We start from the raw sequence: 26,298 nt of genomic DNA on the forward strand, positions 1-26,298 counted from the left end.
GCATGAGCCGTAAAGGGAATTGCTGGGATAATGCTTGCGTGGAAAGCTTCTTCCACACATTAAAGGTTGAAGCACTGCAAGACGAGCCGCTCATGATGCGTGATCAAATGAGACAAGCGGTATTTGAGTATATTGAGGTTGATTATAATCGGACCAGACGGCATAGTGCTCTTGGGTATTTGAGTCCAGAGAACTTTGAATTAAAAAATAGTGCTTAGCAAAGTGTCCACTATTACTGGATCAGATCAACTCGCTAGGCTCTATTAATAGAGTTCTTCATCCTGCCTGGATGCACCCTGGCTCGCCGAGCACAGGTAGACGCTGGCTTCCAGGCCTGTGGCGGTATGATATTGGCGTTCGACCGCCTCGACCACAGCGTCGGTGAGGTCGTGATCCACGAGCGCCACCACACAGCCACCTAAGCCGCCCCCCGTCATGCGTACGCCGCCGCGATCGCCCACCACGGCGTCGATGATCTCGACCAGCTTGTCTATCTCGGGCACGGTTATCTCAAAGTCATCGCGCATCGACTGATGTGACTGGGCCATGAGTTCGCTCAGCCTGGCGATGTTGCCTGCCTCCAGGGCATGGGCGGCGTTCTGAGTGCGGCGATTTTCGCTGAGCACGTGGCGCGCCCTGCGGTAACAGACTTCCGGCAGCTCCTCTTTAGCATTCTCCAGGGTGCGCAGGTCCAGGTGACGCAGGCTCTCGACGCCGAAATGTTCGGCGACCTGTTCGCACTGCTCGCGGCGCAGGTTATATTCGCTGTCTACCAGGCCGCGGGGCACGTTGGAGTTGACTATGATCAGGCTCAGGCTTTCGGGTATCGGCACGGGTTCGCTGTCGAGATCTTCACAATCGATCAGCAGGGCATGTTCCTCCTCACCCATGGCACTGATCATCTGATCCATGATGCCGCAGGCACAGCCGACATACTGGTTTTCACCTCGCTGGGCCATCTGGGCCACCGCCAGCGGAGAGAGTCTGAGCTGGCTAGCGTCGTTAAGTGCCGTCCCGAAGGCGAGCTCCAGGGCAGCCGATGAGGAGAGGCCGGCCCCCAGAGGGACATTGCTCACCACGGCCAGATCCATCCCCTTGGCGGGGAGGCCGCTGGCGCAAACCGCCGCGGTAAAGCCCTTGAGGTACTTAACCCAGGTGTCATCGGGATCGGTTGTTCCCTCATGACCGAAATGCCAGGTGTGGATCTTGCCGGGAAAGGCGTCGGATACGGCGCGGAACTTGTCGTCATCGCGCTGCTTGACGGCGATGATAGTATGAAAGTTGATGGCGGCAGGCAGGACGAACCCATCGTTATAGTCGGTATGCTCGCCAATCAGGTTAACCCTGCCCGGCGCCCGATACAGGTCGTCGGCCGTGGTGCCAAAGGTCTGCACAAATAGTTTATTGGCGCGCTGTGCGGTATTCGACATTGGTGTTAACTTCTCAGAAAATGTTAGCGTTCTCTGCCCCGTTGGGCAGTCTTGTTCATGGTGGCAACAACCATGAGTCATCCTTGTCATTTTTATATCACGTCTCAGTCATTGATGTAACTGGGATTTGACCGCTTGGATCGGGAAAATATTGCCGACCGCCTTTCGACCAACTGACTATCGACAAATCGCCTGTCGCGGCAGTCCCTATATCGCTTTGGCCTCTGCCGAGCCGTCATGGGGTAGGCAGAGACCGATTGGAATGCGTTTGGGGTTCGTTTGGGCTTAAGCCTGTCTGGTCAAAAGCGGCTTAGCCTAGTCCAGGCTTGGCTCGGTAGCGGGCGCAAGGGCGGGCCGGGCAGACAGCAGACGGCTCAATGCCAGGGTAACGAGAATCGTAGCCAGCAGGGTGATGGCCATCAGATGAATGAAGTAGAGCCAGATGTCGTAATCGGCGGCGCCGACCTGTGCGGCCATGCCGACTAAGAGCCAGACACCCGCCCTGAGTATGTTTCCGAAGTAATGGTATTGATTAGATTTTAGTTTTTTTGTCGGCACAGTATTGTACTTCCCATCTTATCGCAGGATGGCAAGTACAATACAAGATGTTTAGAATAATGTATACAATCTGTTGTTTTAGATGAAACAGGGTTAGCCGGTGGTCTCCTGGGGCTCGACGGCGATATCGGCCTCGTGCTGTTTACCGGACTTCAGCTCGCAAATCACATGCTCGACAAAACCGGCACCGGCGGCCTCGTAGAGGTTAAAGACGCTGTGCACTCCGGATGCCTTGAGGGACTGGGCATCCTCACTGTATTGCACGATCGCGCTGAGCTTACCCTGGTAATCCAGGCGTTTTAGCTGCTCCACCGCAAACTGATTTCCCGCGTGGTGAGGCATGGCCAGCAGCACCAGCTCAAGATTCGGCGCCCTGTCCAGCTTCTCCCAGAAGTCGGTATCCGAGGCGTCGCCCTGTACCACGTTACGCCTCTGCTGTCGGTGAAAGTCCACCAACTCTTGCTTGTGTTCTATCCCCAGGATCTCGCCGTCGAACTGATTGGCCAGCTCGTCGTAGGCGCCGCTACCGATGCGGCCCATCCCCAGGATGAGGAAGCGAGGATTGCCCACGGGGATCTGCCTGTCTTCGGGATGTAGCGGGTGTTTCTCCAGCTTCTGCAACCGGCTCTGAAACTTCTGATACAGACGGGCCGAGGCGGCGTTAAGCGGTGCGGCAAACAGGAAGCTGAGGCTGAGGGCGACGGCTAGGATCACCATCCATTGTCCCGGTAGCCAGCCCTTGCTGGTGGCCACGGCGGCGACGATCAGGCCGAACTCACTGTAGTTGCCGAGGTTAAGTGATGTCATCAGCGAGGTGCGTGATCGCAGCCTGAAGTGGGTCAGCAGGTAGAGGAAGAGCACTATCTTCACCGGAACGATAAGCACCAAGAGGGCCGCCAGACCGATGTCGCCGAAACTCGGCAGGCCGTTGAGACCAACCGTGAGGAAGAAGGCCACCAGGAACAGTTCTTTGAAGTAGAAGAGCGACTTGGCCAGCTCGGAAGACTTGGCGTGTCCCGCCAGCAGTATGCCGATGATCAAGGCGCCGAGATCCGGCTTGAGGCCGACCAGCTCGAACAGGCCGGCACCCACGACCAAGGCCATCACCAGGCCGAAGAGGACCAGGAGTTCGCCGTGACCGACCTTATCGAAGGCCTTGTAGATAAGTGGCCTGGCGAAGGGCAGCAGCAATAGTCCCAGGGCCCAGACAGAGGGAATGTCCCCCTTGGAGATGGTGAGGAAGGCGACGGCGAAGATATCCTGCATGATCAGAATACCGATGGCGACGCGGCCATAGAGGGACTGCATGTCGCCCTTATCTTCGAGCACCTTAACGGCGAAGATGGTGCTGGAGAAGCTCAGCGCGAAGGCCAGCAGGGTCAGCTGGTTGAAGGCGAGGCCGCTCAGTTGCTCCAGCCCCAATAGGCCGAGGAGCTTAAGTAGGGGCATCAGGAAGATGATGGAGCCCAGCAGATGCAGGCTGGAGCCAGCCCAGACTTCGGCCTTAAACAGGCTGCGAATATCCAGTTTGAGGCCGATGGCGAACAGCAGCAGGGTGACGCCCAGCTCGGCCAGCTGCTCGAGCAACGGCAGGCTGCTCTCGTCTATGCCGAAGAGGAATAACACAAAGCCCGCGACCAGATAACCTATGAGTGGCGGTAGACCGATACGACTGACAAGCATGCCACAGGCTAAGGTGATGATGAGAATGGCGGGTTCCATGTTGCTCCTTGTGTTCCGTGAGGTATACCCCTGATTGTATAGGAATTGGGTTAACTATAAATGAAAACTTTGTTTAGTGACTTATCTTTTAGCCGATAATAAAAAACCTCCCGCAGGAGGTTTTTAGGTAGCTTATGCGAGGCCGCCTGAGCTTATTTGGCTAGCAGGTGATCCAGATGGGCGGCGAAGGCCTCAGGCTTCATGAAGCCTGTGACTCTCAGGTCGTCGCGGATCTCGCCATTGGCATCGAACATCAAGAGTGTGGGCAAGCCCAGTACGTCATAGTGTTCCAGCAGCTCTATGTCTAGGGTGTCGTTTCGGGTCACATCGGCCTGGAGGAACACCATCTGCGACAGACGAGACTGCACGGCCGGGTCGACGAAGGTGATCTTCTCGAACTCCTTACAGGCGACACACCAGTCGGCGTAGAGATCCAGCATCACAGGCTTGCCCTGGGCACTGGCGGCGGCCACTTCGGCCTGCAGATCTTCCAGGCTCTTGATGGTCTTATGGCTCACCTTGTGGCTTACCGCACCGGTTTGGGTCTCATAGCCCAGGCTGGTCATGACGGCCTGGAAACCATAGGAGAAGCTAGCCAGCAGGGTAAGTAACAGCAGCACAGAGCGCACCGTCTGCTTCCAGTTAAACTCGGTGAGCTTGTTCTGATGCATCAGGTAGGCGGTCAGGCTGATACCCCAAAGGGCCCAGAGGAGATCAGATACTAGACCTGTCCAGATACGGCCTATCATCAGGATAGAGACGGCGATCAGCAGGAAGCCGAACACTGTCTTGATCACATCCATCCAGGCGCCGGCACGTGGCAGCAGTTTACCGCCCGACGAGCCTATGATGAGCAGCGGCAGCCCCATGCCCATACTGAGCACATAGAGTGCCAGGAAGCCTTGCAGCAGATCGCCGGTTTGTGCCACATAGACCAGCGCGCCCGACAGCGGCGCTGTGGTGCAGGGAGATGCTACCAGACCCGAGATGATCCCCATGACAAACACACCGGCGACATTGCCGCCTTTCTGGTTGTTAGAGAATCGGTTCATCTTCTCCTGCCAGCTCGATGGCAGCTTGAGATCGTACAGGCCGAACATGGAGAGGCTGAGCACGAAGAAGAGGATCGCCAGCACCACCAATACCGCCGGGTGTTGCAGCGCGGCCTGATACTTCATGCCCGCCGAGGCGACGATGAGCCCCAACAGCGAGTAGGTGATCGCCATCCCCTGTACATAGACCATGGAGAGACTAAACGCCTTACCGGTAGAGAGCTTCTCACCCTGGCCCACGATGATGCCAGATAGGATGGGGTACATGGGGAAGACGCAGGGGGTTAGCGCCAGGCCGATACCCAGGCCGAAGAAGATCACTAGGGTCCACAGCAGGTTGTCGCCCGAGAGCATCTGGCTCAGAGAGTCCTGCTGGGTGATGGGCGCCTGCTGGCCGGCGGTTTCACTGGCCGCTGAAGCCTCTTTCAAAACCTCGGGGAGCAGGCCCGCGTTGGCGCTTACCTGAGTGAGGGGCGCGCTGCGCGTGGTGGGCGGGAAGCAGAGTTTACCCTCGGCGCAGCCCATGAAGGTCACCTCTATGCTGGAATCCTTGCCGGCCTCCTTGAGTGCCACAGGGATCTCGACATAGGAATAATAGACCTGCTGCTCGCCGAAATACTCGTCGCTATGGGCCTTGCCCTTGGGCAGTTGGATCTCACCCAAGGTGGCGCCGTCGGCGGCGAACTTGAGTTTGTCGCGATACAGGTAGTAGCCCTCGGCGATCACATAGCTAATCTTGACCAGGTTGCCCTCTTGCTGGGCATCGAAGACGAAGGCCTGATCCACAGGCATCAGCTGAGGTTCGTCTTTCAGAAAATCAAACTTACTCTTGCTGAACAGGCTTTCACTTTGCGCCCCGGGGGCGATCAACAGCAAGGTCGAGAGGAAGAGGAACAGTATTTTCTTCATGATAGTGAGGTTTCTTTTATCCATGCTAAATAAGCCACCGAACCTGTGTGGATCTCTGTGGCGATCAGCTCGGGAACTTGGTAGGGGTGCAGCGACAAGAGGGTCTGCTCCAGCTTGTCGTAATGACGGGCGAGACATTTTATCTGCAGGCTCACCTCTGTCTCCTGGCACACTTCACCCTCCCAGGTGTAGAGTGAGGTGACAGGGGAAGAGATCTGAATACAGGCCGCCAGTTTGGCCTCCACTAGGGCGCGGGCCAGGGTGCTGGCCGTGTCATTGTCCGGGCAGCTGGTGGTGACGAGTAGACATTTTTCCTGCATCTGTTGCTTTTACCCTGTATGGTCATTAATTGGGCGTTAAGGTAACCGGGTTATACTGGCTCACAAGGGTATTGTGGGCGATAGCTACTTTACGTGTTTTGTCGGCGACTTGCATTAAGCTATTGCTAAAATAGTGAGCTTATTCCAAGTTTGTTCCCAGGGGGAAATGCAGCAAAAGTGTGTCCCGACTTGAAAGTAGACCGGTGCGCCCCCATTTAGTTTTCAATGCATTAGAAATTTCGATCGAATTGTGAGGTCAGCGTGTTTTTCATCCTATTGATTATCTTTGTACTCATTCCCGTTATTGAGCTCAATGTGCTGATCCGCGTTGGCGAAACTTTAGGCAGTTGGACCACTGTGGGCCTGGTGATCTTCACCGCCGTGGTGGGGGTTTCCCTGGTGCGCAGCCAGGGAATACATACCCTGATGTCTGTTCAGCAGAAACTGGCACGCGGCGAGGCGCCAGGCCAGGAGATAGTCGAGGGCATGATGCTGGCCATGGCCGGTCTGCTGCTGTTGATCCCGGGTTTCGTGACCGATTTTATCGGCCTCTTGCTGTTAACCCCGCTCACACGTGCCCCTATCGCCGCCTTTCTCTATAAGCGGATGCAGGTCAAGGTGAGTCAGCAGGGAGGCTTTCATGGTCAATTTGGTCACGGCCAGTCTAGGCAGGGCCCCTTCGGACAGGGCCCATTCGATGCTAACCGTTCGCCCTTCGATCGCTCTCCTTTCGATGAGCAGGGTAACACCTTCGACGGCGACTATGAGCGCAAGCCGGATCCTTCCGACAAGCTGGACGAAGAGCGTCAGCTGGGTGACAAGCCCGAGGATGATAAGGCGAGTGATGAGGACAAGCGCGAGCCGAAGTAATTCGGTTCAGTCATTCCTCTTTCAGCTGAGCCATTACTCTTCCAGTTGGGCCATGATTTCCTTGGGGTTTCTGGGGTAGAAGTGGTCCGCCTTCCTGTCGATATGCTGAAAGCGACGGGTATTCTTATAGGGAAGTTTCATGAAGCCCGAGACGCCTTTCCCCTGAATCTTATCCACATGGCTGAGGATTCTGTCGAGGCTCGCTCTGAAGGCGGCCTGCTTGCGGGGATTTAACAGCCTAAGATAGCTATGGATCTTCATATGGTTAGGTAGCACCTCGAAGATGATGCAGCCGGTGTGGTGGATCTGGTTGATCCAGCCCAGCTCGGTCATAATCTCCTTGGGCAGCTCCAGGTTTTCATCCGGGTCGCGACCATCCTCGAAGTAGGAGTGCAGCCTGGACTTATCCTCCAGCGAGGGTACGTCACCCACCTCGAAGGGCAGCTGCTGGTCTGGACTCGGCCTGAAGGGCTGACTGGTGTCGTCGCGCTCCAGGTGCAGTGTGTCGCGGGCGTTGAAGAAGCAGGCCTTAAACACCCCGATGCGGTGAATGCCCCGTGCCAGGGTCACCATGTTGTTGACTGCTAAGGTTAATGCCGCCTTCTCCTGTTCGTTATAGGTGGCCAGGTTGGAGTCGATAAACACGCCGGACTCCTGCCAGTGGATCGCCAGGCCGCCCACCAGAGAGTATTGTCCCACTCGGCTGACCGCAGCGATAAAGCCCTTCTCGGTATCCCCCATGCCTGCCATGAAGTTGCGGTAGTACTTCTCCAGTTGGAGATCGTCCATCTTCTCTATCGGCTCATCCTCGTTGTGTTCTCTCAGGAAGGATTTACGCGAGCTGTAGGTGACCGTCTCCACATCTTTCGCCTGTTTGAGCGTCCATACCGGGATCTCGGGTTGCAGCGGCGCCGCGGGCAGATCTGGCAGGTGCAGACGGTGGCTGTGGGCCATGCTCTTCAGGAAATAGTCTCCGGCGCGGTTGCGGGTGATTGGATCGTCGCTGAGCATGCCATCTAAGGTGCGGGCCAGCTCGATGGGCAGGCCTATGCTGCTGGCAGGGATCACCTTGCTGCCGAAACGGCTGGCCTGGCCCGAGGCCAAGGCGTAGAGGGTGGCGGCCACCCCTTGCTCGTCAAACCTGGGGCTGGAGAGGGCGCCGTTGAGCTGCTCCTCGCCGATGAAGTAGACATCGCCCATGCGGGCATTGGTGTGCTGCTGATCGCTGGAGAGCAGATCCATCACATTGCCATTGACCGGATTCCCCTCGCCATCGCGCTGGGCAAATACCGCCGAGCCCCAGTCAATGAGCGACAGATGATCCCGCTCCAAGTCGTACACCAGGTTAGAGGGCTTGATGTCGCCATGTACCAGGGGGCGGCCATTGTGCAGATAGTTGAGGATCTGCGCCAGCTGGCGGGCGATGCTGACTATGATACGTACCGGCAGGGCGCCATACCTGAGGCAGAGCTTGTCGAGATCTTCCCCCGGTGCCCTGGCCATCACCAGGATCCCCTGCTTACCCACATGCTCAAACTTGATCACAGGTGGCACATTGGGGTGGATCACCTGAGACAGCATATAGGCTTCCTCTTCCAGCCTGTCTTGGATCTGCTGGGGCAGGGTGATGCGGGAAAACTTGAACACATGGGCCTTACCATGACGATTGATGCCGGCGAAGACGAAGCCATAGGCCCCCTTGCCCACCAGTTCTATGTCAGAGTAGCCCAGCTTGCTGAGCTGCTGTTTACAGAGTCTTATCCAGGCCCTGTGTTTGCGGGCGTCATCGGCCTTGAGCAGGTAGATAGACTGCTCTTCGGAGATGTAAAAGTGTTGCAGTTCTGGGCTGGGGGCTTGGTTGTCGGGCATGGGGCACTTCACTGAATATCGATATGTTTTTATAGCAAGAAGCGACCGTAAGGCACAATAGCTAGATTTTTCAGCAGTGCGATACCTAACCGATATTTTCGGATGAGATGTTGACCTACATCAAATCTGTTACATACACATACAGGTAACCTGAAGCTAATATAAAACTAAGCTTCATTTTTGAGCGACATTGAAGAGTGAGGAGGGCGAAATGACGGAACTAAACAAAGCCCTGTTGATAGAGTTATTAGAATACCCGAGGAAGCGCATCGTACAGTCGATGGAGCTAAAGTTTTGTCCTCACGCGGGTTTTTTCAATAGTACAGATCCCCAGTGTATCCATTGCCATCAAGGCATGGAGTGCATCTGGATGAATCATAACGACGAGCTGGTGGCCGTCGAGCGTAAGTCGGTGGCAGAGCTGAAACAACAACTGCTGATCGCCGTCGACTTTATCGACTCCAGCCTCACCCCCCATCACCTATCGCGCCGTAACTGCGAATGTGAAAACTGTGTCTGGTTAAGGCGGGTTCAGAAGGTTCTGGATATCCAATAGGCTCTCGCCTGTACCCAGAGATAAACCGGCCGTCTAAATTGCGAGGTAAGCTGGCATCTTAGGCGGCGACAGATTAGAGTAGCCTGCATAATGAAACACTTGCTTATGTGGAGCTACCGATGCAACCCAGTTTTTGGCATGACAAATGGGCCTCTCAGCAGATAGGTTTTCATCTCGATGAGGTCAACGCCCTACTTATCGACTATTGGCCGCAGCTCAAGTTGGCTGCCGGTAGTCAGGTCTTTGTTCCCTTATGCGGTAAGACGCTAGATATCTGTTACCTGGCCGAGCAGGGGCTAGAGGTGATCGGCTGCGAGCTCAACCAGAGTGCGGTCGAGCAGTTTTTTAGTGACAATGAGTTGCCCGTCGAGCGTCAGACGCAAGGCGAGCATGAGTGTTATCGCACCGAGCAGGTGAGCATCTACCAGGGAGATCTGTTTAGGCTGCCGAAAGAGCCTCTCGAGGCGGTGAGCGGGTTTTATGACAGAGCGGCGCTGATCGCCTGGCCTCCCGAGATGCGCCAGCAATATGTGGAGCGTCTGGCCGAGTTACTCCCCCCTAAGAGCATAGGCTTGCTCATCACCCTAGATTATCCCCAAGAGGCCCTCAATGGCCCGCCGTTTGCGGTATCCGATGCCTGGATTCAGGCGCACATGAGCCCCTATTTCGAGATAGAGCAGTTGAGCTGCCTGGATGTGTTGGCACAGAACCCTAGGTTTGTGAAGAAGCAGGTGCCTTGGCTGACCGAGTCCGTCTATCGTCTGGTAAGGCGTTAGGCTAAAGCGCTTAAATCGCGCGAGTTAGATAACAAAAAGGCGACCCTAGGTCGCCTTTTTTCGTCAGAGCCTGAGGCTCATCGAATTAGAAGTCGTAACGAACACCAACGGTGAAGATGTTATCGTCTTCTAGGTCTACTTTCATGCCATCAACTTTGTGGTCGCCTTCGTACATAGCATAGTGACCGTAGAGCAGAGTTGATTTAGCAACACGGTAGTCTGCACCCACAGTGATGCTAGTTACATTGATGTCAGTACCATTATCCAATTTGGCATTTTTGTAGTACTTACCGAAACCAGCTTCGTCTTTACCGTACTCAGCCTTCAGGTTAACGCCGTTCAGGTTGTAGGCAACGTTCACGATGTAAGTGTTGTTGTCTTCTGAACCGTCAACGATGCTTTCAGAGTTTTGGAATAGACCGCCAACTTTGAAGTCGCCTAGCTTAACTTGAGCAACACCACGGTATGCGTCGATACCAGAGATGCCTTTGTTGTAAGCTACTGCTACATAGTAGTTTTGTGCCTTGAACTTCTTGTCACCCAGAGTCGCGCTTAATGCATATTGGCTATCATCTGAACTCTGGTTATCTTCTACAAGATAGGTCGCGTTTACAGTGATCAGGTCGGCGATCTTTGGAGAGTAGTACCAGATACCGTCGGCGCTACGAGTTTGCGCGCCTACCAGACGGTCGATATCGGCGTTTGAGTTACCGAATAGGTCGATGCCACCTTCAGATTGCTTGAATACTGTGTCGTTACGACCAACAAGTACAGTACCGGCTGCGCTCTTAAGACCTAGGAATGTGTTACGTGCTTTAAAGACAACGTCGTCGCCGCTCTTGTCTTTAGTTTGGGTAGTGTTTTCAACCTGGAATTCCATTTGGTAGATAACATCGATACCGTCAGAAATCTTTTCAGAACCTTTCACACCTAGGTTAGAGAAGTTGTTCTCTAGAACAGTACCTTCTTTACTGTTTTGAGTGGTGTAACCCTTGTCAGAGTTAGTCACTGAAAGGTCTAAACGACCGTAGAAGTTAGGGCCATCGGCTAGCGCGCCGAATGAGGTCAGTGCAATAACAGATGCGACTGATGCAGAGATTAGAGATTTTTTCATGTTTTGTGCTCCCAAGAACTGAGTTCTTTTCCATTTTTTAATGGTTATTAACATAGTTTCCATAATTTGCTCCGAGGGTCCGTTCTCGTAACAAAGTCGGCCAGAAGTTTACAGTTTTATGGCAGCAAGAGTGTGGCGCAGATCAAATTTCTGCTTATCTAGGTTAGCTTTACGAGGAATTTGTGACAGTTCTGCCTCGTTTTTTTAAAAACAGCCAATCCTTGTAAATTTAACGTATTAAGCATACTTCTAAAGGGGTATACCCTCTGCTGTCGATGTAAACAAACTGTAACTTATTAAGAGGTTGCTAAAATTGTAGGTATTTTGCTTGGGAAAGCTCAAATATGTTTGGAAAGTGTGCGCTCTCGCACATAAGTTGGGATAAAAAATCGCCTATGAGCTTGGTTTCTATGGCGGTTTGACATCTGCGTGTTAGGCGAGAAAAAGCATCGTTTCGTCGGGGAAGCCAAGACCCAGGGTTAGCTGAAAGCTGAAAGCTGAAAGCTGAATGCTGAAAACTGGAAACTGGAAATTGGAAACCTATAGGAGCGGGTCTACACCTTATACTTTGGCGAGCCGACCTTATTTGGCTGAGCTAGGTATTGACTGAGCTAGAAGTTGACAGAGCTAGTTGTTGGCAGAAGCAGAGTGAAGCAGGTCTTGCCGTCATGACTCTCGGCGGTGACGCTTCCGCCGTGAATATCCGCGATGGACTTGACGATGGCCAGCCCCAGGCCGGTACTGCTCCCCTCCCTTTGCCTCGCGGCTTCAACCTTATAGAAACGATCAAACAGGTGATTGACATGCTGCTCCGGAATAGGCGTGCCCAGGTTGTTCACCTTAATGCTGGTGGCCTGAGGCGTTTGTTCAATGCCGATGACGATTGCTGATCCCGGCTCGGCATGACGCACGGCATTACCTATGAGATTGCCCAGCGCCCTCTGCACCATTCCCTTATCGGCAATAAGCGCGGCGCTACCTTCTCTTATGATGGAGACATTTTTTTCATCGCCGAGCAGGCTCATATAATCGATGATCTTATCGACTTCCAGATCTAGGGCAATTTCTTGTTTCTTGGGTTCAATCAGTCCATTGTCTGACTTGGCCAGCCACAACATATCATTGACCATGACGGTGAGGCGCTCTAATTCTTCCAGATTGGAATAGAGTAGTTCCTGGTATTCCTCCGTGCTTCGCCCCTGACCCAACAGGACTTCATTTTGCATCGCTAGCGCCGTGAGTGGCGTTCTAAGTTCATGGGCGATATCTGCCGAGAAGTGACTAAGGCGTTTGAAACCCAGTTCGACTTCACCAATCATGTGATTGAAGCTGGCGATCAATTCTGACAATTCAACGGGGGCTAATTCCGGCTTCAATCTCAGATGCAAACGTTCGGTTGTTATCTCGCTGATGTCTTTACTCAATCGTTGCAGTGGGCGCAGGCCGAACCTAATGGCCAGCCAGGCTGCTAGTATGGTTAACAGCCATACCAGGAGTAATGTCGACCAGAGGGTGCGGTGAAACTCACTTAGAAATGCCAGGTGAAAGTCGATCTCGCTGGCCACCACTAACTTAGCGGTTGCCCCATTGGGAAGCGTCACCTTGAGTAAGGTGCCCCGCAGGTGCCGCTGCTGCGTCTCGATGACGACTAGCGCAGTCGCCTCGACTCGCTCTTCGGCACCTTGCTGGAGAAACTGAGAAAGATCGGATGTTTTATTACTGTAAATCAGCTGATTATCATCGCTGTAGAGTGCATAGAAGATGCCGTGATGGCCGACCACCGCTTGTGATAGGGCGGTATCAAGCTGATGGCTATCTTGAGCTATTGATAGGGAGGTCAGGATGCCCTTCACCGAGTTGGCGACTACATTCAATTCTTCCTCATCCTGATGCAGGAAATGCGCTTTAACTTGGGCGTCGATCATGACGCCAAGCAATAGGAAGCAGGCGATCAGTGTGCCTCCCACTAAACTGAGCGTACGGGTTTTTAATGAGATCTTCGGATGGCTGCTAAACATGTCAGGCTTCCGTGTCCAGTTTGTATCCCATGCCACGCACGGTATGGATAAGTTTCATCGAGAAGGGGTCGTCAACCTTGGCCCTTAGGCGCCTGATGGCGACGTCGATCACATTGGTGTCGCTGTCGAAATTCATGTCCCATACTTGCGACGCGATAAAGGCGCGAGTGAGTACTTCCCCCTGGTGACGGACCAATAACTCAAGCAGGGAAAATTCTTTATTGGTGAGATGCAGTTTCAGTTGCTCGCGGCTGGCCCGGCGCTTGGCGATATCCAGTTTCAGGGTATCAACGGCTAGGATGTCAGACTGCAGCTGTTTGGTGCCTCTGCGCAGCAGGGTTTTTACCCGCGCCAGTAATTCGGCAAAGGCGAAGGGTTTCACCAGGTAATCGTCGGCGCCGGATTCGAGCCCGTTGATCTTGTCTTCCAGGCTGTCCTTTGCCGTGAGGAACATGACAGGGATAATCGAATTGTTGAGGCGGATTTTTTCGAGGATTTGCCATCCGTTCATGTCGGGCAGCATCACATCTAAGATTATCAGGTCAAAGTACTCAGAGATGGCGCAGTGATAGCCGTCCAAGCCATTTCGACACAGGCTGATGGTATACCCGGCTTCTTCCAGTCCCTTTTTGAGATAGTCGCCTATCTTGCTCTCGTCTTCGATCACTAATATTCGCATTTGCCCGCAAGCCTTTAATTAGGGTCTGTTTATCTTTCAGGTTTAATTTTTGTTCAATCTAAACGCGTTTTGCTCAAGGCGCGTGCTGTGTCGCATAGTTATTCTATGTAAATTGCACGCAACACAGGGCAAGGCGCGTTTAAATGAATCCATTGGGCAGCTTTGTAGGCCATTTCTACGGCGTTATCTCCCGTTCATGTAGATTAACTACACAGGCTCTGTTTTGTATAAATTCCCTACAAAATGCTGCAAAAAAAACAGGAAAGGTCAACAGACCCTAGGGTTAAGCTGATTTGCCTATTTAACCATGTATTTACTCACATAAGTTCAAGATTACAGCTTTGTAATCATCACGTCATTTCTTGGTCAGGTACTGGCCACTATCTTTAACTTATACACCTAAAATGCGAGTCGAGTATGGACATGAGAGATAGTGAGTCGTTTAGCCTCAGCCGCCGCCGTTTTGTGCAGGGGCTGATAGCTGGAACAAGCGTCTTGGGCACCAGTATGCCCAGTTTTGCCATGGGGCAACCGACCGTCTATGGCACCAGAAGCCCTGATGTGTTGACGGGGACCGAGTTTGACCTGGTTATCGACCAAGGGCCGGTGAATTTTACCGGCCAGGCCAACACAGGGATCATGATAAATGGCTCGATTCCCGCGCCGACACTGATCTGGCGAGAGGGCGATACCATTACGCTGCGGGTGACCAACCGATTATCGGTTCCCACGTCCGTGCACTGGCACGGCATTATCCTGCCCTATCAGATGGATGGCGTTCCCGGCCTGAGTTATGCGGGGATCGCCCCAGGCCAAACCTTTACCTATCGATTTAGGGTACAGCAGTCGGGCACCTACTGGTATCACTCACATACTGGCTTCCAGGAGATGTCGGGTATGTACGGCAGCCTGATTATCCTGCCCCGTGACGGAGACGGGGTGAAGAGCGACAGGGACTTTGTGGTGCAGCTGTCGGACTGGACCGATGAAAACCCCATGGAAGTGTTTGCCAAGCTCAAGCAGCAGAGCGACTACTATAATTATGCCCAGCCGACAGTGGCTGATTTCTTCGAAGATGTATCGCGTTACGATCTGCGCACCGCAATGGCGAAGCGCGAGATGTGGAACGAGATGCGGATGAACCCGACTGACTTGGCCGACCTCTCGGCGTCCACGCTCACCTATCTATTTAACGGACAGCCACCCAATGGAAATTGGACCGGCATCTTTAAGCCGGGCGACACCGTCCGTCTGCGCTTTGTGAACGGCGCGAGCAATTCGTTTTTCGATGTTCGTATTCCCGGACTCGTGATGACGGTTATTCAGGCCGATGGACAAAATATCGAGCCGGTATCTGTGGATGAATTTCGCTTCGGTCCTGGCGAAACCTATGATGTTCTGGTCTATCCCAAGGACGATGCCTATACCATTTTTGCCCAGTCGATGGACAGAAGCGGCTATGCCAAGGGGACGCTCGCGGTGCGCGATGGCCTGTCGGCAGCCGTACCCACACTCGATAAGATCCAGTGGTTGACCATGGCCGACATGATGGGGGCCATGGACCACCAATCTTCAATGCAACATGGCGACATGCAACATCAAGGGCATAGCATGTCGATGAACCATGGCATGTCGATGAACCATGGCATGGCGATGGATCACAGCCAGCATCAAGGCATGCATGGGCTCGCGACCCCGTCACAGCAGGTGCGTCACGCCGCCAGCGAGTATGGCCCGTCGGTGGACATGCGCGTCGATATGCCAAGAACCAGCCTGGATGACCCGGGTGCAGGACTGAGAAACAATGGTCGTAGGGTGTTGACGCTAGACGATCTGTGCGCCGTCGAGGGTGTGTTGACCGACACCGGCATGCCCGTTCGGGAGCTGGAACTTCATCTTACCGGCAATATGGAGCGTTACACCTGGTCCTTCGACGGACTGGAGTTTGGTAAGAGTACGCCGGTCGCCCTCAAGCATAACGAACGTATTCGTATCATCTTACAAAACGACACCATGATGACCCACCCCATGCACCTGCACGGCATGTGGAGCGATCTCGAAGATGCCCAAGGGCAGTTAAGGGTCAGGCGTCACACGATTCCGGTACAACCCGCTCAACGCCTTAGCTTCTTGGCGACGCCACAGGAGGTCGGGCGCTGGGCCTGGCATTGCCATCTGTTGTTCCATATGGATGCCGGCATGTTCAGGGAGGTACTAGTGTCATGAAAAATCATCACCTAATCCATTCAATCACAATCGCCTTGTGCTTGCTGTCGGCTCAGGCTTTGGCGGGGAGTGCCGCCATGCCGAGCACGGAAGGCGAGGAGCAGCATGAAGCGATGAAAGCATCCACCATGCAGGCCATGCCAGAGATGCAGATGCAGGGCGGCGATGCCCCGGCAGATAGTCGTGACCCCCATGCCTATTCAGGCGGGCACACCCTGAGTGAAGGTCCTTATGCTCTGCCAGACTCACAACGCCTCAGGCTAGCGGATGAGGATGCCTTTTGGGCCGTCATGGGCGATCGTCTTGAATATGATAATGATGACAATGTCGCCTTTGATCTCTCGGCATGGTACGGCGGTACCTATGACCGAGTGTGGTTAAAGTTAGAGGGAGATTATAACCAGGATGGCCTCGAGGAGACCCAGGCAGAGTTGCTCTGGGGGCATGTCATCAGCAGCTACTTCGATTTTCAGCTGGGGACACGCTTTGACTACTATGCAGATGGTCAAAACCGCCAATGGTTGGCCCTTGGCGTGCAAGGGCTAGCGCCCTATTGGTTCGAGTTGGATCTAACGGCTTACCTGGGAGAGCAGGGCCGCAGCGCCCTGAGTCTGGAGGCAGAGTATGAGTGGCTGCTGACCCAGCGACTGATCTTACAACCCAGAGCCGAACTGACCCTATATGGCAAGGACGATCCGCAAAATGGCATAGGCAGTGGTCTATCCGATGCCAGTCTTGGCCTCAGATTACGCTATGAGTTTTCTCGTCAATTCGCGCCTTATGTGGGTATCGAGCGCAGAGAGACATTCGGCGTGACGGCTGATTATCTCGAGGCGGCCGGTGAATCGGCGGGAGACACCCGTGTGCTGGCGGGGATCCGATTTTGGTTTTAACCCTATTGGTCAAACAACAGAAGGAGTTATTCATGAAAACGAGTATACAAACTTCCCTGGTCGCCGTGTCGGCGCTCTTGTTGTCATTGTCGGTGCAGGCCCATGATCCTAAGGAACATATGACAAAAGACGAGCAGCCAGACTGCAGCAGCATAATGCAAATGGACCAGAGCCAGATGCATATGAACCAGGACCAGATGCATAAGGATCAGAGTCAGATGCACATGAATAAGGAGGATATGCATAAAGATCAGCATCAGATGGATATGGACGACCCCGTGATGCAGGCGTTGAGGAAAAAGTGCATGAAGGAGCAGCAGGAAAAAGACGATCACCATAAGATGGAGCAGCATGACAAGGGTCATTCACACGGGTAATCGGATATCAGGTTTAGCGTCGAGGCAAACCGAATAGGCAGAGGAGAATAATGGCGGTGAGATTAATGGTTTATGTAAAGACGCTAGTGGTGATAGTGCTGTTGGGCGTGGTGATTCTGGGCGGGTATCTGTACTCAGGTCTTTATCCCATAGGGGCCGATACGCCACATAACAAGTTGACCTACTGGGCCTTGGAAACCCTGAGGGAAAACTCGGTGGCGCGTGCCGCCAAGGCGATCCCTGTGCCCGTCGATATAGCAACACCGTCTCGATTGTTGGCGGGTGGTCCCGATTACAACGAGATGTGTTCTGGGTGTCACCTCAGGCCGGGACGTGCGCAGAGTGATTTCACTCAGGGACTCTATCCTGCGCCGCCCAACCTGACCCGTTCAGCATCCGAGGGTGAGGCGGATATTGCGCAGAGGCGGCGAGAGCACTTTTGGATCATCAAACATGGCATCAAAGCCTCTGGGATGCCGGCCTGGGGACCCACACATGATGATGAAAGGATCTGGAATATGGTGGCCTTCCTCGAGCGTTTGCCCGAGCTGACGCCTGAGCAATATCAGATCCTGACGGCCAGAGATGAGGAAGATGGCGGTGGTCATCACTGACGTGCAATAGCAAGGTCGAGCCTTTAAGTCTGATGCTTTATGGACTGAATGCACCAAGCTGGGTTCGACCGACGCCTCGATCATCTAAGAGGCGATAGGAGGGTAAAATGAAATTAAATGAAGCGGCATTTGCCTTTGCCTGCGCACTTGCCTTCGCCTTAGCCTGGATAGTCTGTTCCCTCTTGGTTGTGGCCATGCCCATGATGATGTCTGACATGACGGGGCATATGCTGCATACCGACTGGCAGACTATGGGGTGGCAGCTAACCTTCAGTGGATTTGTGCTAGGCGGCATCGTCTGGGCGCTGGTCGCCGGTCTTATAGGATGGTTAATCGCCATATTCTATAATCGGTTTTCCGCGAGCGATTGACGCGCCAGCAGGTCATTGAATTTTTTGTGCGACAACTGAGATTGAGTGGCGATTATCACTAAAAAAGGCGGCCAGTGGCCGCCTCTTATCAGCAGATAACGATTTATCTAAAAATCCTGCTTTGTTCGCAAGCATTTTTCCTGCGCTATTTCTGAGCGCATACTTGCCTGTGGTTGGTATTAGAAGTCGAAACGCATGCCGATAGTGACAATATCGGCGCCCAGATCCTGCTTGGCGCCGGCCAGTTTCAGGTCGCCATCATATTTAGTGTAGTGACCATAAAACATTGTGCTCTTGCTGATGCGGTAATCGGCGCCAATGCTGAACTGTTGTAAGTCAACGTCTGATACGGTTTCCATGCCAGCGCCATGGGCATTACCCACGAAACGGCTGACATATTTACCCAGGCCTGAGTCGTCACTACCATACATGGCCTTGATCTTTACATTGCCCAGTACGTATGCGGCGTTAACGAAGTAGGTATCACCCTCTAGGTTGGCATATTTGGCGTCAATATGTTCACTGTTCTGATAGAGGCCGCCAACGATGAAGTTACCGAATTTGACTTGAGCCACACCACGATAGGCCTTAACGTCATCGATATTTTCGTTATAGGCAGCGGCAACATAGTAGTTCTGCGCCTTGAGTGCCTTATCGCCGATGGTTGCGCTTAGGGCATACATGCTATCTGGAGAGACGCGCTCGTCACCATCATAGGTGACATAGTTGTCTTCAACCAGGTACGTCGCGTTTAGGGTCAAGAGGTCGGCAATCTTTGGTGAGTAGTAAGTGATACCATCAGCCTTACGCGACTGGCCGGCAGCCAGTAGATCTATGTCTGAGTTGGTGTTGCCAAACAGGTCGAAACCGCCTTCAGCAGACTTGAACACTGTGTCGTTACGACCTATGAGTGCCGTACCGGAAACACTTTTTAAACCAAGGTAGGTATTACGGGCGTTAAAGGTGTCGCCGGAGTTGTCGTAGTTGCTGACGCCAAATTCCATCTGGTAGATCACTTCCAGACCATCGCTGACTTTCTCGCTGCCCTTCACCCCTAACCAGGAGAAGTTGTTCTCTATGATGGTGCCATCTTTCTGATTCTGGGTCGCGATGCCGTTATCTGAGTGAGTCAAGGCAAGATCGGCATGGCCGTAGAACTGAGGACCGTCGGCGAGTGTCGTGAATGAGGTGGCTGCGAACGTGGCGAAAATGCTTGCCGATAGAACAGATTTTTTCATTGTCATCTTCCTGTAGCGATTATGCTCATCTCGAAGAGGGCCTTTGAATTTTTAGCTAACGAGAGTCACGGGCCCAGAGGGAGCTTTCTTGGCCGCATTGCTGTGTTGCGGCGTCAGTGTGCCTAGAAGTGCAAGTTTGAGATGTGATTTGTGTCACGAGTCATTGGTTTTACGTGAGTTTTGTCATGTTGTTTTGCATTTAAAAACAGTGGGTTAATTTGGTCTTTACGCTGCGTCACCCTCTACTTGCCAAGTTGCTGCAATCGCCCCATAGATGTAACACTTGTCGCATTTTTTCTTTTTAGGATTTTGCCTGGGATTGCGGTAAAATCGGCGGGTTTTTAGTTATCTTACTCGGAGCCCACCTTGAGCCAAATTGAACTCTCTGATGCCTATCTCAATCGCTTTGCCGGTATTGGCCGCCTTTATGGCGCCAAGGCCCTGACCCGATTTGCGCAGTCCCACGTGGTTGTAGTCGGCATAGGCGGAGTAGGTACCTGGGTGGCCGAGGCACTGGCCCGTAGCGGCATCGGCGAGATCACCCTGATCGATCTCGACGATATCTGTGTGACCAACACCAATCGCCAGCTGCACGCCCTCAAGGAGACAATTGGCGAGTCTAAGGTGGCGGTGATGGCCGAGCGTATCATGCAGATCAACCCTGAGTGCCGGGTGAACCAGGTGGAAGATTTCATCACCACAGACAACCTGAATGACTATTTTAGTGGTCGCAAGCAGGGCGGTAGCTTGGACTATGTGGTGGACTGTATCGATGCGGTCAAGCCTAAGGCGGCGCTGATCGCCCACTGTAAACGCCAGAAGCTGCCTATCGTGACGGTAGGGGGCGCCGGCGGCCAGACAGATCCGACCCAGATCCAGGTAGCGGATCTGGCCAAGACCTATCAAGATCCTCTGCTGGCCAAGGTACGTAACCTGCTGCGCCGTGAATACAACTTCTCTAAGAATGTGCAGCGCCGCTTTAGCATAGAGGCGGTGTTCTCCACCGAGCAGCTGGTTTATCCTCAGGCCGATGGCAGCGTCTGTAATGTTAAGGCCACGGCCGAGGGCAGTATGCGCATGGATTGTGCCTCGGGCTTTGGCGCCGTGACCGTGGTCACCGGCAGCTTTGGCTTTACCGCCGTGAGTCGTGTGCTCACTAAGCTTGCCGCCAAGGCGTGAACCCAATCGCCTGCTGGCCTGAGGCGTAAATCACCAAAAACTTGATTTAAGTCTAAAGTCACCTTGGGGTCACTTGTTAGACTCAGTCGACTTTTTTTGCTGGTGATTGAATATGAAGCAGGCTCTGTTAAATCGATTCTTACGCTATGTGCAATTTGATACTCAGTCTGATGCGAGTCAGGCAGGTTGCCCCAGTACGCCGGGACAGCTGGCGCTGGCGGATCAACTCAGAGAGGAGCTGATCAAGTTAGGCTTCAGTCAGGTGGCGCTATCTTCTACGGGTTACCTGACCGCCCTGGTGCCCGCGACGGTCGAAGGGGTTCCCCCTATCGGCTTTATCGCCCATCTGGACACGGCGCCGGACTTTAGCGGCGCCAATGTGCGCCCTCAACTGATTGAGAACTATGATGGCGGCGATATTCATCTTGGTGAGCTGAACCGGCTCTCTCCCAAGGAGTTTCCCGAGTTAGCTCAGTATCTGGGACAGACGTTGATCACCACGGATGGCACAAGCCTGCTGGGCGCCGACGATAAGGCGGGGATCGCCGAGATAGTCACCGCACTATCGACCCTGATGCAAGAGCCGGGTAGCCTTCATGGCGATATCTATCTCTGTTTCACCCCCGATGAAGAAATAGGCCGCGGCGCCGATAAGTTTGACTTCGAAACCTTCAAGGCCGAGTGGGCCTATACTGTGGATGGTGGCGAGCTAGGGGGCCTAGAGTTCGAGAACTTTAATGCCGCCACGGCCGTGGTGACGGCCAAGGGAAACAACTGCCATCCTGGCTCCGCCTATGGTGTCATGGTGAACGCCCAGACCATGGCGGCGCGATTTCATGCCAAGATGCCCCTTGGCGATACCCCAGAAAACAGTCAGGACTACGCCGGTTTCTTCCACCTAGCAGAGATGAAAGGGGTTACCGAAGAGGCGCAGCTTACCTATATCATTCGCGATTTCGATCTGGATCAGTTCGAGCAGCGTAAGCGCTGGCTCACCGAACGGGTCGAGGCCTGCAATGCCCAGCTGCTCCAGGGCTCGCTAACGGTTAGCATCACAGACAGCTATTACAATATGCGCGATCAATTGATCCCGCATCCCCATATTGTCGATATCGCCAAGCAGGCGATGGGTGAGCTGGGGATCACGCCGAAGATCAAGCCTATTCGCGGCGGCACAGATGGCAGTCGTCTCTCCTATATGGGCCTGCCTTGTCCTAACCTGTTTACCGGTGGTCACAACTTCCATGGCAAGCATGAGTTCATCTGTCTGGAGTCTATGGTGAAGGCGACAGAGGTGATCATGGCGATCTGCCGCTTAACGGCTAAGCAATTAAAGGGCTAAGCAGTTAAAGGGCTAAGCAGTTAAAGGACTGACAGTTAAGCGGTTAAATGCCTGATTGATTGGAGAGGTTGAGCTCGATGGCTGGGCTGTCGAGGACCTCAACCGGAAAGCTCACCTCGAAACAGGCGCCGCCTAATTCGCCGTCGTCGCGATAGCGAATGTTGCCCTTGAGCAGGGTAACGGCGTTGAAGGCGGCGGAGAGTCCCAGGCCGGTGCCGCCCTCCGAGCGAGTGGTGGTATAGAAGGGCTCGAAGATATGACTGCTGGCCTCGCTGCCGATCCCCGGCCCATCATCCTGAATACGGATATTGAGCATGCCATCGTCCACCTCGGCGTCTATCCTGATCTTCCCCTGCTTGCGATCCTTAAAGCCGTGGGCATAGGCGTTGGACACCAGGTTGGTGACGATCTGCTTAAACAGGCTGAGATTGGTGAGTATGTTGAGGTCGGGATCCACCCGGTATTCCACCTCGGCCTGCTTGTCGCCGTAGATGAAATGCATCGACTCATGGTGCTCTTCTAGCCCCTGTTTGAGGTTGATGCTGCGTTTGTCTTCCAGGCTCTGCTCTGCGGCGATCGTCTTGAACTTCTGGATCAGGGTGCTGGCGCGGGTGATGTTGCTGATGATCAACTCACAGCTTTGCTGATACTCCTCCAGGATGGCATTGATCTCCTCCAGGGTCGCGTTTTCGCTATGGATCAACTTGATCAGCTCCTCGATATGGATCAGCTGGGTGCTGGCTGCAGTGAGGCAGATGCCGATAGGGGTGTTGATCTCGTGGGCTACGCCAGATACCAGGCCGCCGAGCGCTGCCATCTTCTCCTGTTCGACCAGTACCTGTTGGGCGCGTTTAAGCACCAGCAGGGATTGCTCCAGTTCCTGGGTGCGTTCCTTCACCTGGCGCGCCAGTTCATCCTTGTAGCTGCGTTCCAGTTCCAGCAGTCGCTCGCGATCCGCCAGGGCCTCTTGCAGTTCCAGCTTGGAGGCCTTGATGTCATCGAAGGAGCGCCTGAGTTGCAGCTGCATCTCATTGATTGCCTTGGCAACCAGCCAGAATTCGTCATTCTTATGGCTGTTCTTGACGAACACCAGGGGCTCGAACTCGCCGTCCAGGTTGATGTTCTGGCTGTAGTCGCTGAGCTTATGCAGGTGGCGGGTGACCAGAAACCACACCAGGAAGAGGATGAAGCCGGCGACGATGAAGGTCTTGATGGCGTTGGAGAGGAGTATGATGATGGCGCGATCGAGCAGTTTCTCATATACCACTCTCAGATCCGCCTGCACTAACAGGGTACCAACGTCTATGTTTTCGTTGCCTGAGCCATAGACCAGTTTAAAGCTGCGCTCTATGGTGTTTTCCGGGGTTGCCGTGCCCGCCTGCCAGTGTTGGCCGCTGTCGTCGTTTATCTCTATGTAGGTGATGTCAGGCAGCTGGATCAGGCCGTCGATCTGGGTGTTGATCAGGCGCTCGTCGATCACCCAGATGCTGGCCGCCAGCACGTCCAGATTGACCTTCTCTATGCTGTCGAATTGGCGGGTGATGCGATTGACGTCGCTGCGATAGTCGTTGACCAGCTGGAAGCCCGTGGTGAGCAGGGTGATTAAGGAGCTGAAGAGGATGATCGACAGGGTGAGTTTTCTGCCGATGGGACTCTTGAGTAGCTGAGCTGTGTGGTTTGCCATTTATGGTATCGCTTATCCCAAGCACCATAAGCACGGCCGACAATTGACGTTAGGTGCGCTGTCCAGATCACATAGCTTTAAGCATAGCCTGATTCTTATGTTCTGCTCGCGCAAAGGAATAAAAATGTCGCCAAGATGATGTTTGTAAAGTCTTTATGTGGCTCTGCGGGTTGGCATTTTACTTGCAGTTATTCTGCTTACTGCAGGTTTTTTGACACTAGGTATCAAGATGGAAAAATTAAATCTGATGCTGTTTAAACAGACGAGTCCTAAGCAAGTGATCTTCAATTTGATGTTGTGGCTGACCCTGATCAGCGCCGCCTTACTCTTTGCGCCCACCTCCCTGATGCAGACTCTGAGGCTAGAGCTGCTGGTGAGTCAATATGCCCACTTCATCGGCCTGGGATTGATTATCGGCGCGGCCTATCTCCTGACCCAGGTGGCCAACTATTTTCTCGATGAGGCGATCAAGCATCTCAAGGGCAAGCGTACCACTGAGACCATAGAGAAGAAGGTGCGGCTGCTGGATCCGACCGAGCGCGCCCTGTTAAGAGAGTTCTTCCTGCAAGGGGAGACAGTGCTGACCCTGCCTGAAAATGAGGCGGCGGTGCAGAGCCTGCTGGAGGCCAACATCTTGCAGTATCTGGGTAACAAGCAACAATACGCTATTCATGGCCCGACCGCAGATTTTAAGATTGCCATGGAGGCTAGATCCCATCTCAATCGCCAGGTCTTGCGTCTGCCTCAGGGGGAACCCAATCCCGAGCAGCTACAGCTGCTTATTAAGGCCAGACCCCACTTCATTCACAGTGTGGTGCCCAGTCGTAAACACGCCGCCTGATCTCCTATGGGGAATTGGGGGGGGAAACGCTGAACGATAGATAAAAAAGTGGGGGCATAAGCCCCCATTTGCATTAGAAATATGATTTTCTGGACTTCGAGGTCCTATCTATTCTGGTTTCGACTTCGAGATAAACAACCACATGATGTATGACATTATGCCAATGGTTGTGAAGATAACTATCATAGATAGCAGACCAATGGGGTTACCAAACATTAAATCTAACCAAAATGCCATGTGAGAAGTCCTCTTTCGTAGCTGTTTATATCGTTGTCCAAGCTAAATTAGCGCGAATGGATATGAGAAATGCTGATCTCGATCAATTAATGCTGTCAATTTGATAACGCCTTGTCATCGTTTTGAGAATTTTGTGAGCCTGGTGGCAAAATTTCCCCGTGTGAATAGCCCGATTGTGCCGAGTTTTAGGCGCTTAGGATGAAAAATCGGCAGTCGGTAATAAAGCTGTCGCAAAAGGCTTGCCATTAGTAAAAGCAAAGGTATAATTCCGTTCACTTACTCGAGACAGAGAGTAAGGTCTGATTGATGAGCCGGAGTGGTGGAATTGGTAGACACGACGGATTCAAAATCCGTTTCCTTCGGGAGTGACGGTTCAAGTCCGTCCTTCGGTACCATTATCAGTTGCTCTCCTAGTGAGAATAGCGGTAAGATCAGACTAACAAGATGCAGATGTGGTGGAATTGGTAGACACGCTAGCTTCAGGTGCTAGTGGCTTAACGGCCGTGCGAGTTCAAGTCTCGCCATCTGTACCAACTTGTTGATGCAAATCCTCTCTAGAAGAGATAAGAACCTGCTTAATAGCAGGTTTTTTTATGCCTGAAATTTATTGCTGTTTGAAGTCATTTCAGTAGCCAGCTAGCAGTCCAAGCAGCTGGAGCGCCATCGACGCTCCATCTCTTGCTTATTTTTCTCGATTGATTCCTAACGATTAGAAGTTGTAGGCGAGACCTATCATATAGTGGTCGTGTTCGAACTCCTGATAGCTGATCTCTAGCATGAGATCTAGCTGGGACAGTAGGGGGTAGCGATAGCGCAGTCCTACATCATAGATGCTGTCGGCAACCTTTCCTTTGTCGAGATAGCCATAGTTTTCAGCATCGGTAAACAGGCCTGCATGGGCGACCAATTGGCTGTCGTTAAACAGGTCGAAGCCATAGTTAACTTCTGTGTACCAAGCTTCTACATCTTGGTCATAGTTTACCATCAGATTAAGTGCCTTATAGTCGAGACTGACTGAATACTCGACGCTGTAGCCGCCAGCCCCATAAGTGTATTTCATGGCGTTGAAGCCTAGGCCTAGATCCTCGGTGAGCATCTGGTAGTAACCGCCGTAGTAATCAATTTCATAATCATTGTAGACGCTACCTTCATCCTCATAGCGATAGGTCTCGAATGAGGTGCCTAGATAGAAGCCACTTTCGTGTTCCACCATGAGATCGCCCTGAAGTGTGGGCTTGTTGTCGCTGATGGTCTGGCCGCGCCACAGGTAGTTGCTGAGTCCCATGAGTACACCCGAGGCGGCGAATTGACTTTCTTCGGCTGCCAGAGGTTGGCTCATAGTACAGGCGATGGCTAAGGCGCAAGAGGAGAGTATTATCTTATTCATTATCAACCCTTAAACAATTTTTAGTTTGTTCTAATA

At 53.1% G+C, this 26,298-nt stretch carries 25 protein-coding genes and 2 tRNA genes; 14 read left to right on the top strand and 13 right to left on the bottom strand.

Going from position 1 to position 26,298, the window contains the following annotated elements; translation table 11 throughout:
- The coding region (locus L1D47_RS13765; RefSeq protein ID WP_239885615.1) for an IS3 family transposase at positions 1-218 on the top strand (218 nt) is incomplete at its 5' end.
- Positions 219-263: 45 nt separating this feature from the next.
- On the opposite strand, the gene galK is transcribed toward L1D47_RS13765, so the two are convergent.
- From galK to cutA, 5 genes are all read right to left on the bottom strand, one after another.
- Positions 264-1,430: a galactokinase gene (galK, locus tag L1D47_RS13770; protein WP_239885618.1), complete on the bottom strand. Its 1,167-nt coding sequence runs from the start codon at positions 1,428-1,430 to the stop codon at positions 264-266.
- A gap of 315 nt (positions 1,431-1,745) precedes the next feature.
- A complete protein-coding gene (locus L1D47_RS13775) occupies positions 1,746-1,988 on the bottom strand; it encodes a hypothetical protein (RefSeq protein WP_239885620.1) in 243 nt (80 codons plus the stop codon).
- Positions 1,989-2,081: 93 nt separating this feature from the next.
- Positions 2,082-3,710, bottom strand: a complete 1,629-nt coding sequence (locus L1D47_RS13780; RefSeq protein WP_239885622.1) for a cation:proton antiporter family protein — start codon at positions 3,708-3,710, stop codon at positions 2,082-2,084.
- Positions 3,711-3,862: 152 nt separating this feature from the next.
- The gene (locus L1D47_RS13785) at positions 3,863-5,671 is read right to left on the bottom strand and encodes a protein-disulfide reductase DsbD (protein WP_239885624.1); all 1,809 of its coding nucleotides are present in this window, start codon (positions 5,669-5,671) and stop codon (positions 3,863-3,865) included.
- Entirely contained in the window at positions 5,668-5,991 is a 324-nt protein-coding gene (cutA, locus tag L1D47_RS13790) for a divalent-cation tolerance protein CutA (protein ID WP_239885626.1), read from the bottom strand. The genes L1D47_RS13785 and cutA overlap by 4 nt, the downstream gene beginning before the upstream one ends.
- 261 nt (positions 5,992-6,252) lie before the next feature.
- On the opposite strand from cutA, the gene L1D47_RS13795 reads away from it, so the two are divergent.
- Complete coding sequence (locus L1D47_RS13795) at positions 6,253-6,861, top strand: FxsA family protein (RefSeq protein ID WP_239885628.1); 609 nt, start codon at positions 6,253-6,255, stop codon at positions 6,859-6,861.
- 33 nt (positions 6,862-6,894) lie between these two features.
- On the opposite strand, the gene L1D47_RS13800 is transcribed toward L1D47_RS13795, so the two are convergent.
- Positions 6,895-8,730, bottom strand: coding sequence for a protein kinase (locus L1D47_RS13800; RefSeq protein ID WP_239885629.1), 1,836 nt, complete (start codon positions 8,728-8,730; stop codon positions 6,895-6,897).
- 211 nt (positions 8,731-8,941) lie between these two features.
- Between L1D47_RS13800 and L1D47_RS13805 the strand changes: the two genes are divergently transcribed.
- Together L1D47_RS13805 and L1D47_RS13810 are read left to right on the top strand one after the other, a co-directional pair.
- Positions 8,942-9,286 carry a hypothetical protein gene (locus tag L1D47_RS13805; RefSeq protein WP_239885631.1) on the top strand — a complete coding sequence of 115 codons (345 nt, stop codon included), beginning with the start codon at positions 8,942-8,944 and terminating at the stop codon, positions 9,284-9,286.
- Between the two features lie 119 nt (positions 9,287-9,405).
- Entirely contained in the window at positions 9,406-10,062 is a 657-nt protein-coding gene (locus L1D47_RS13810) for a thiopurine S-methyltransferase (RefSeq protein ID WP_041509982.1), read from the top strand.
- Positions 10,063-10,147: 85 nt separating this feature from the next.
- On the opposite strand, the gene L1D47_RS13815 is transcribed toward L1D47_RS13810, so the two are convergent.
- The 3 genes from L1D47_RS13815 to L1D47_RS13825 all read right to left on the bottom strand — a co-directional run bounded on the left by L1D47_RS13815 (position 10,148) and on the right by L1D47_RS13825 (position 13,873).
- Positions 10,148-11,176, bottom strand: coding sequence for a porin (locus L1D47_RS13815; RefSeq protein WP_239885653.1), 1,029 nt, complete (start codon positions 11,174-11,176; stop codon positions 10,148-10,150).
- A 611-nt stretch (positions 11,177-11,787) separates the two neighbouring features.
- Entirely contained in the window at positions 11,788-13,194 is a 1,407-nt protein-coding gene (locus L1D47_RS13820) for a heavy metal sensor histidine kinase (RefSeq protein WP_239885633.1), read from the bottom strand.
- 1 nt (position 13,195) lies between these two features.
- Complete coding sequence (locus L1D47_RS13825; protein WP_239885636.1) at positions 13,196-13,873, bottom strand: heavy metal response regulator transcription factor; 678 nt, start codon at positions 13,871-13,873, stop codon at positions 13,196-13,198.
- Positions 13,874-14,290: 417 nt separating this feature from the next.
- Here L1D47_RS13825 and L1D47_RS13830 point away from each other — a divergent pair, with 417 nt between their 5' ends.
- The 5 genes from L1D47_RS13830 to L1D47_RS13850 all read left to right on the top strand — a co-directional run bounded on the left by L1D47_RS13830 (position 14,291) and on the right by L1D47_RS13850 (position 18,354).
- Entirely contained in the window at positions 14,291-16,099 is a 1,809-nt protein-coding gene (locus L1D47_RS13830) for a copper resistance system multicopper oxidase (RefSeq protein ID WP_239885638.1), read from the top strand.
- A complete protein-coding gene (locus tag L1D47_RS13835; protein WP_239885640.1) occupies positions 16,096-16,992 on the top strand; it encodes a copper resistance protein B in 897 nt (298 codons plus the stop codon). The genes L1D47_RS13830 and L1D47_RS13835 overlap by 4 nt, the downstream gene beginning before the upstream one ends.
- A gap of 32 nt (positions 16,993-17,024) precedes the next feature.
- The gene (locus tag L1D47_RS13840) at positions 17,025-17,369 is read left to right on the top strand and encodes a hypothetical protein (RefSeq protein ID WP_239885641.1); all 345 of its coding nucleotides are present in this window, start codon (positions 17,025-17,027) and stop codon (positions 17,367-17,369) included.
- A 50-nt stretch (positions 17,370-17,419) separates the two neighbouring features.
- Positions 17,420-17,983, top strand: coding sequence for a cytochrome c (locus L1D47_RS13845; protein WP_181006142.1), 564 nt, complete (start codon positions 17,420-17,422; stop codon positions 17,981-17,983).
- 107 nt (positions 17,984-18,090) lie between these two features.
- The gene (locus L1D47_RS13850) at positions 18,091-18,354 is read left to right on the top strand and encodes a DUF5676 family membrane protein (RefSeq protein ID WP_041509986.1); all 264 of its coding nucleotides are present in this window, start codon (positions 18,091-18,093) and stop codon (positions 18,352-18,354) included.
- A gap of 179 nt (positions 18,355-18,533) precedes the next feature.
- Here L1D47_RS13850 and L1D47_RS13855 read toward each other — a convergent pair whose 3' ends face one another.
- Positions 18,534-19,592 (bottom strand): porin, encoded by a 1,059-nt coding sequence (locus L1D47_RS13855; RefSeq protein WP_239885643.1) that lies wholly within the window; start codon positions 19,590-19,592, stop codon positions 18,534-18,536.
- A gap of 366 nt (positions 19,593-19,958) precedes the next feature.
- Between L1D47_RS13855 and tcdA the strand changes: the two genes are divergently transcribed.
- Together tcdA and pepT are read left to right on the top strand one after the other, a co-directional pair.
- Positions 19,959-20,771, top strand: a complete 813-nt coding sequence (tcdA, locus tag L1D47_RS13860; protein ID WP_239885645.1) for a tRNA cyclic N6-threonylcarbamoyladenosine(37) synthase TcdA — start codon at positions 19,959-19,961, stop codon at positions 20,769-20,771.
- Between the two features lie 112 nt (positions 20,772-20,883).
- Entirely contained in the window at positions 20,884-22,113 is a 1,230-nt protein-coding gene (pepT, locus tag L1D47_RS13865) for a peptidase T (RefSeq protein ID WP_239885647.1), read from the top strand.
- A gap of 43 nt (positions 22,114-22,156) precedes the next feature.
- Here the strand turns inward: pepT and L1D47_RS13870 are convergent, their stop codons facing one another.
- Positions 22,157-23,797 carry an ATP-binding protein gene (locus tag L1D47_RS13870; RefSeq protein WP_239885649.1) on the bottom strand — a complete coding sequence of 547 codons (1,641 nt, stop codon included), beginning with the start codon at positions 23,795-23,797 and terminating at the stop codon, positions 22,157-22,159.
- Between the two features lie 229 nt (positions 23,798-24,026).
- Between L1D47_RS13870 and L1D47_RS13875 the strand changes: the two genes are divergently transcribed.
- On the top strand, positions 24,027-24,638 hold the full coding sequence (locus L1D47_RS13875; RefSeq protein ID WP_041510069.1) for a superinfection exclusion B family protein: 612 nt from the start codon (positions 24,027-24,029) through the stop codon (positions 24,636-24,638).
- 108 nt (positions 24,639-24,746) lie between these two features.
- Here L1D47_RS13875 and L1D47_RS13880 read toward each other — a convergent pair whose 3' ends face one another.
- Positions 24,747-24,875: a DUF3149 domain-containing protein gene (locus tag L1D47_RS13880; RefSeq protein ID WP_011867043.1), complete on the bottom strand. Its 129-nt coding sequence runs from the start codon at positions 24,873-24,875 to the stop codon at positions 24,747-24,749.
- 310 nt (positions 24,876-25,185) lie between these two features.
- Here L1D47_RS13880 and L1D47_RS13885 point away from each other — a divergent pair.
- A tRNA-Leu gene (locus L1D47_RS13885) sits at positions 25,186-25,270 on the top strand.
- 51 nt (positions 25,271-25,321) lie between these two features.
- A tRNA-Leu gene (locus tag L1D47_RS13890) sits at positions 25,322-25,408 on the top strand.
- A 176-nt stretch (positions 25,409-25,584) separates the two neighbouring features.
- On the opposite strand, the gene L1D47_RS13895 is transcribed toward L1D47_RS13890, so the two are convergent.
- The gene (locus L1D47_RS13895; RefSeq protein ID WP_239885651.1) at positions 25,585-26,262 is read right to left on the bottom strand and encodes a TorF family putative porin; all 678 of its coding nucleotides are present in this window, start codon (positions 26,260-26,262) and stop codon (positions 25,585-25,587) included.
- Positions 26,263-26,298: the final 36 nt, after the last annotated feature.

Origin of the sequence: Shewanella sp. Isolate7, assembly GCF_022398425.1 — a bacterium.
In the GTDB taxonomy this organism is placed as follows: Bacteria; Pseudomonadota; Gammaproteobacteria; order Enterobacterales; family Shewanellaceae; genus Shewanella.

Bases quoted from the DNA above. Each gene is read 5' to 3' on its own strand.
- galK (WP_239885618.1), bottom strand. From the start codon at position 1,430: ATGTCGAATACCGCACAGCGCGCCAATAAACTATTTGTGCAGACCTTT.
- L1D47_RS13780 (WP_239885622.1), bottom strand. From the start codon at position 3,710: ATGGAACCCGCCATTCTCATCATCACCTTAGCCTGTGGCATGCTTGTC.
- L1D47_RS13785 (WP_239885624.1), bottom strand. From the start codon at position 5,671: ATGAAGAAAATACTGTTCCTCTTCCTCTCGACCTTGCTGTTGATCGCC.
- cutA (WP_239885626.1), bottom strand. From the start codon at position 5,991: ATGCAGGAAAAATGTCTACTCGTCACCACCAGCTGCCCGGACAATGAC.
- L1D47_RS13800 (WP_239885629.1), bottom strand. From the start codon at position 8,730: ATGCCCGACAACCAAGCCCCCAGCCCAGAACTGCAACACTTTTACATC.
- L1D47_RS13805 (WP_239885631.1), top strand. From the start codon at position 8,942: ATGACGGAACTAAACAAAGCCCTGTTGATAGAGTTATTAGAATACCCG.
- L1D47_RS13810 (WP_041509982.1), top strand. From the start codon at position 9,406: ATGCAACCCAGTTTTTGGCATGACAAATGGGCCTCTCAGCAGATAGGT.
- L1D47_RS13815 (WP_239885653.1), bottom strand. From the start codon at position 11,176: ATGAAAAAATCTCTAATCTCTGCATCAGTCGCATCTGTTATTGCACTG.
- L1D47_RS13820 (WP_239885633.1), bottom strand. From the start codon at position 13,194: ATGTTTAGCAGCCATCCGAAGATCTCATTAAAAACCCGTACGCTCAGT.
- L1D47_RS13825 (WP_239885636.1), bottom strand. From the start codon at position 13,873: ATGCGAATATTAGTGATCGAAGACGAGAGCAAGATAGGCGACTATCTC.
- L1D47_RS13830 (WP_239885638.1), top strand. From the start codon at position 14,291: ATGGACATGAGAGATAGTGAGTCGTTTAGCCTCAGCCGCCGCCGTTTT.
- L1D47_RS13835 (WP_239885640.1), top strand. From the start codon at position 16,096: ATGAAAAATCATCACCTAATCCATTCAATCACAATCGCCTTGTGCTTG.
- L1D47_RS13840 (WP_239885641.1), top strand. From the start codon at position 17,025: ATGAAAACGAGTATACAAACTTCCCTGGTCGCCGTGTCGGCGCTCTTG.
- L1D47_RS13845 (WP_181006142.1), top strand. From the start codon at position 17,420: ATGGCGGTGAGATTAATGGTTTATGTAAAGACGCTAGTGGTGATAGTG.
- L1D47_RS13850 (WP_041509986.1), top strand. From the start codon at position 18,091: ATGAAATTAAATGAAGCGGCATTTGCCTTTGCCTGCGCACTTGCCTTC.
- L1D47_RS13855 (WP_239885643.1), bottom strand. From the start codon at position 19,592: ATGAAAAAATCTGTTCTATCGGCAAGCATTTTCGCCACGTTCGCAGCC.
- pepT (WP_239885647.1), top strand. From the start codon at position 20,884: ATGAAGCAGGCTCTGTTAAATCGATTCTTACGCTATGTGCAATTTGAT.
- L1D47_RS13870 (WP_239885649.1), bottom strand. From the start codon at position 23,797: ATGGCAAACCACACAGCTCAGCTACTCAAGAGTCCCATCGGCAGAAAA.
- L1D47_RS13875 (WP_041510069.1), top strand. From the start codon at position 24,027: ATGGAAAAATTAAATCTGATGCTGTTTAAACAGACGAGTCCTAAGCAA.
- L1D47_RS13880 (WP_011867043.1), bottom strand. From the start codon at position 24,875: ATGGCATTTTGGTTAGATTTAATGTTTGGTAACCCCATTGGTCTGCTA.
- L1D47_RS13895 (WP_239885651.1), bottom strand. From the start codon at position 26,262: ATGAATAAGATAATACTCTCCTCTTGCGCCTTAGCCATCGCCTGTACT.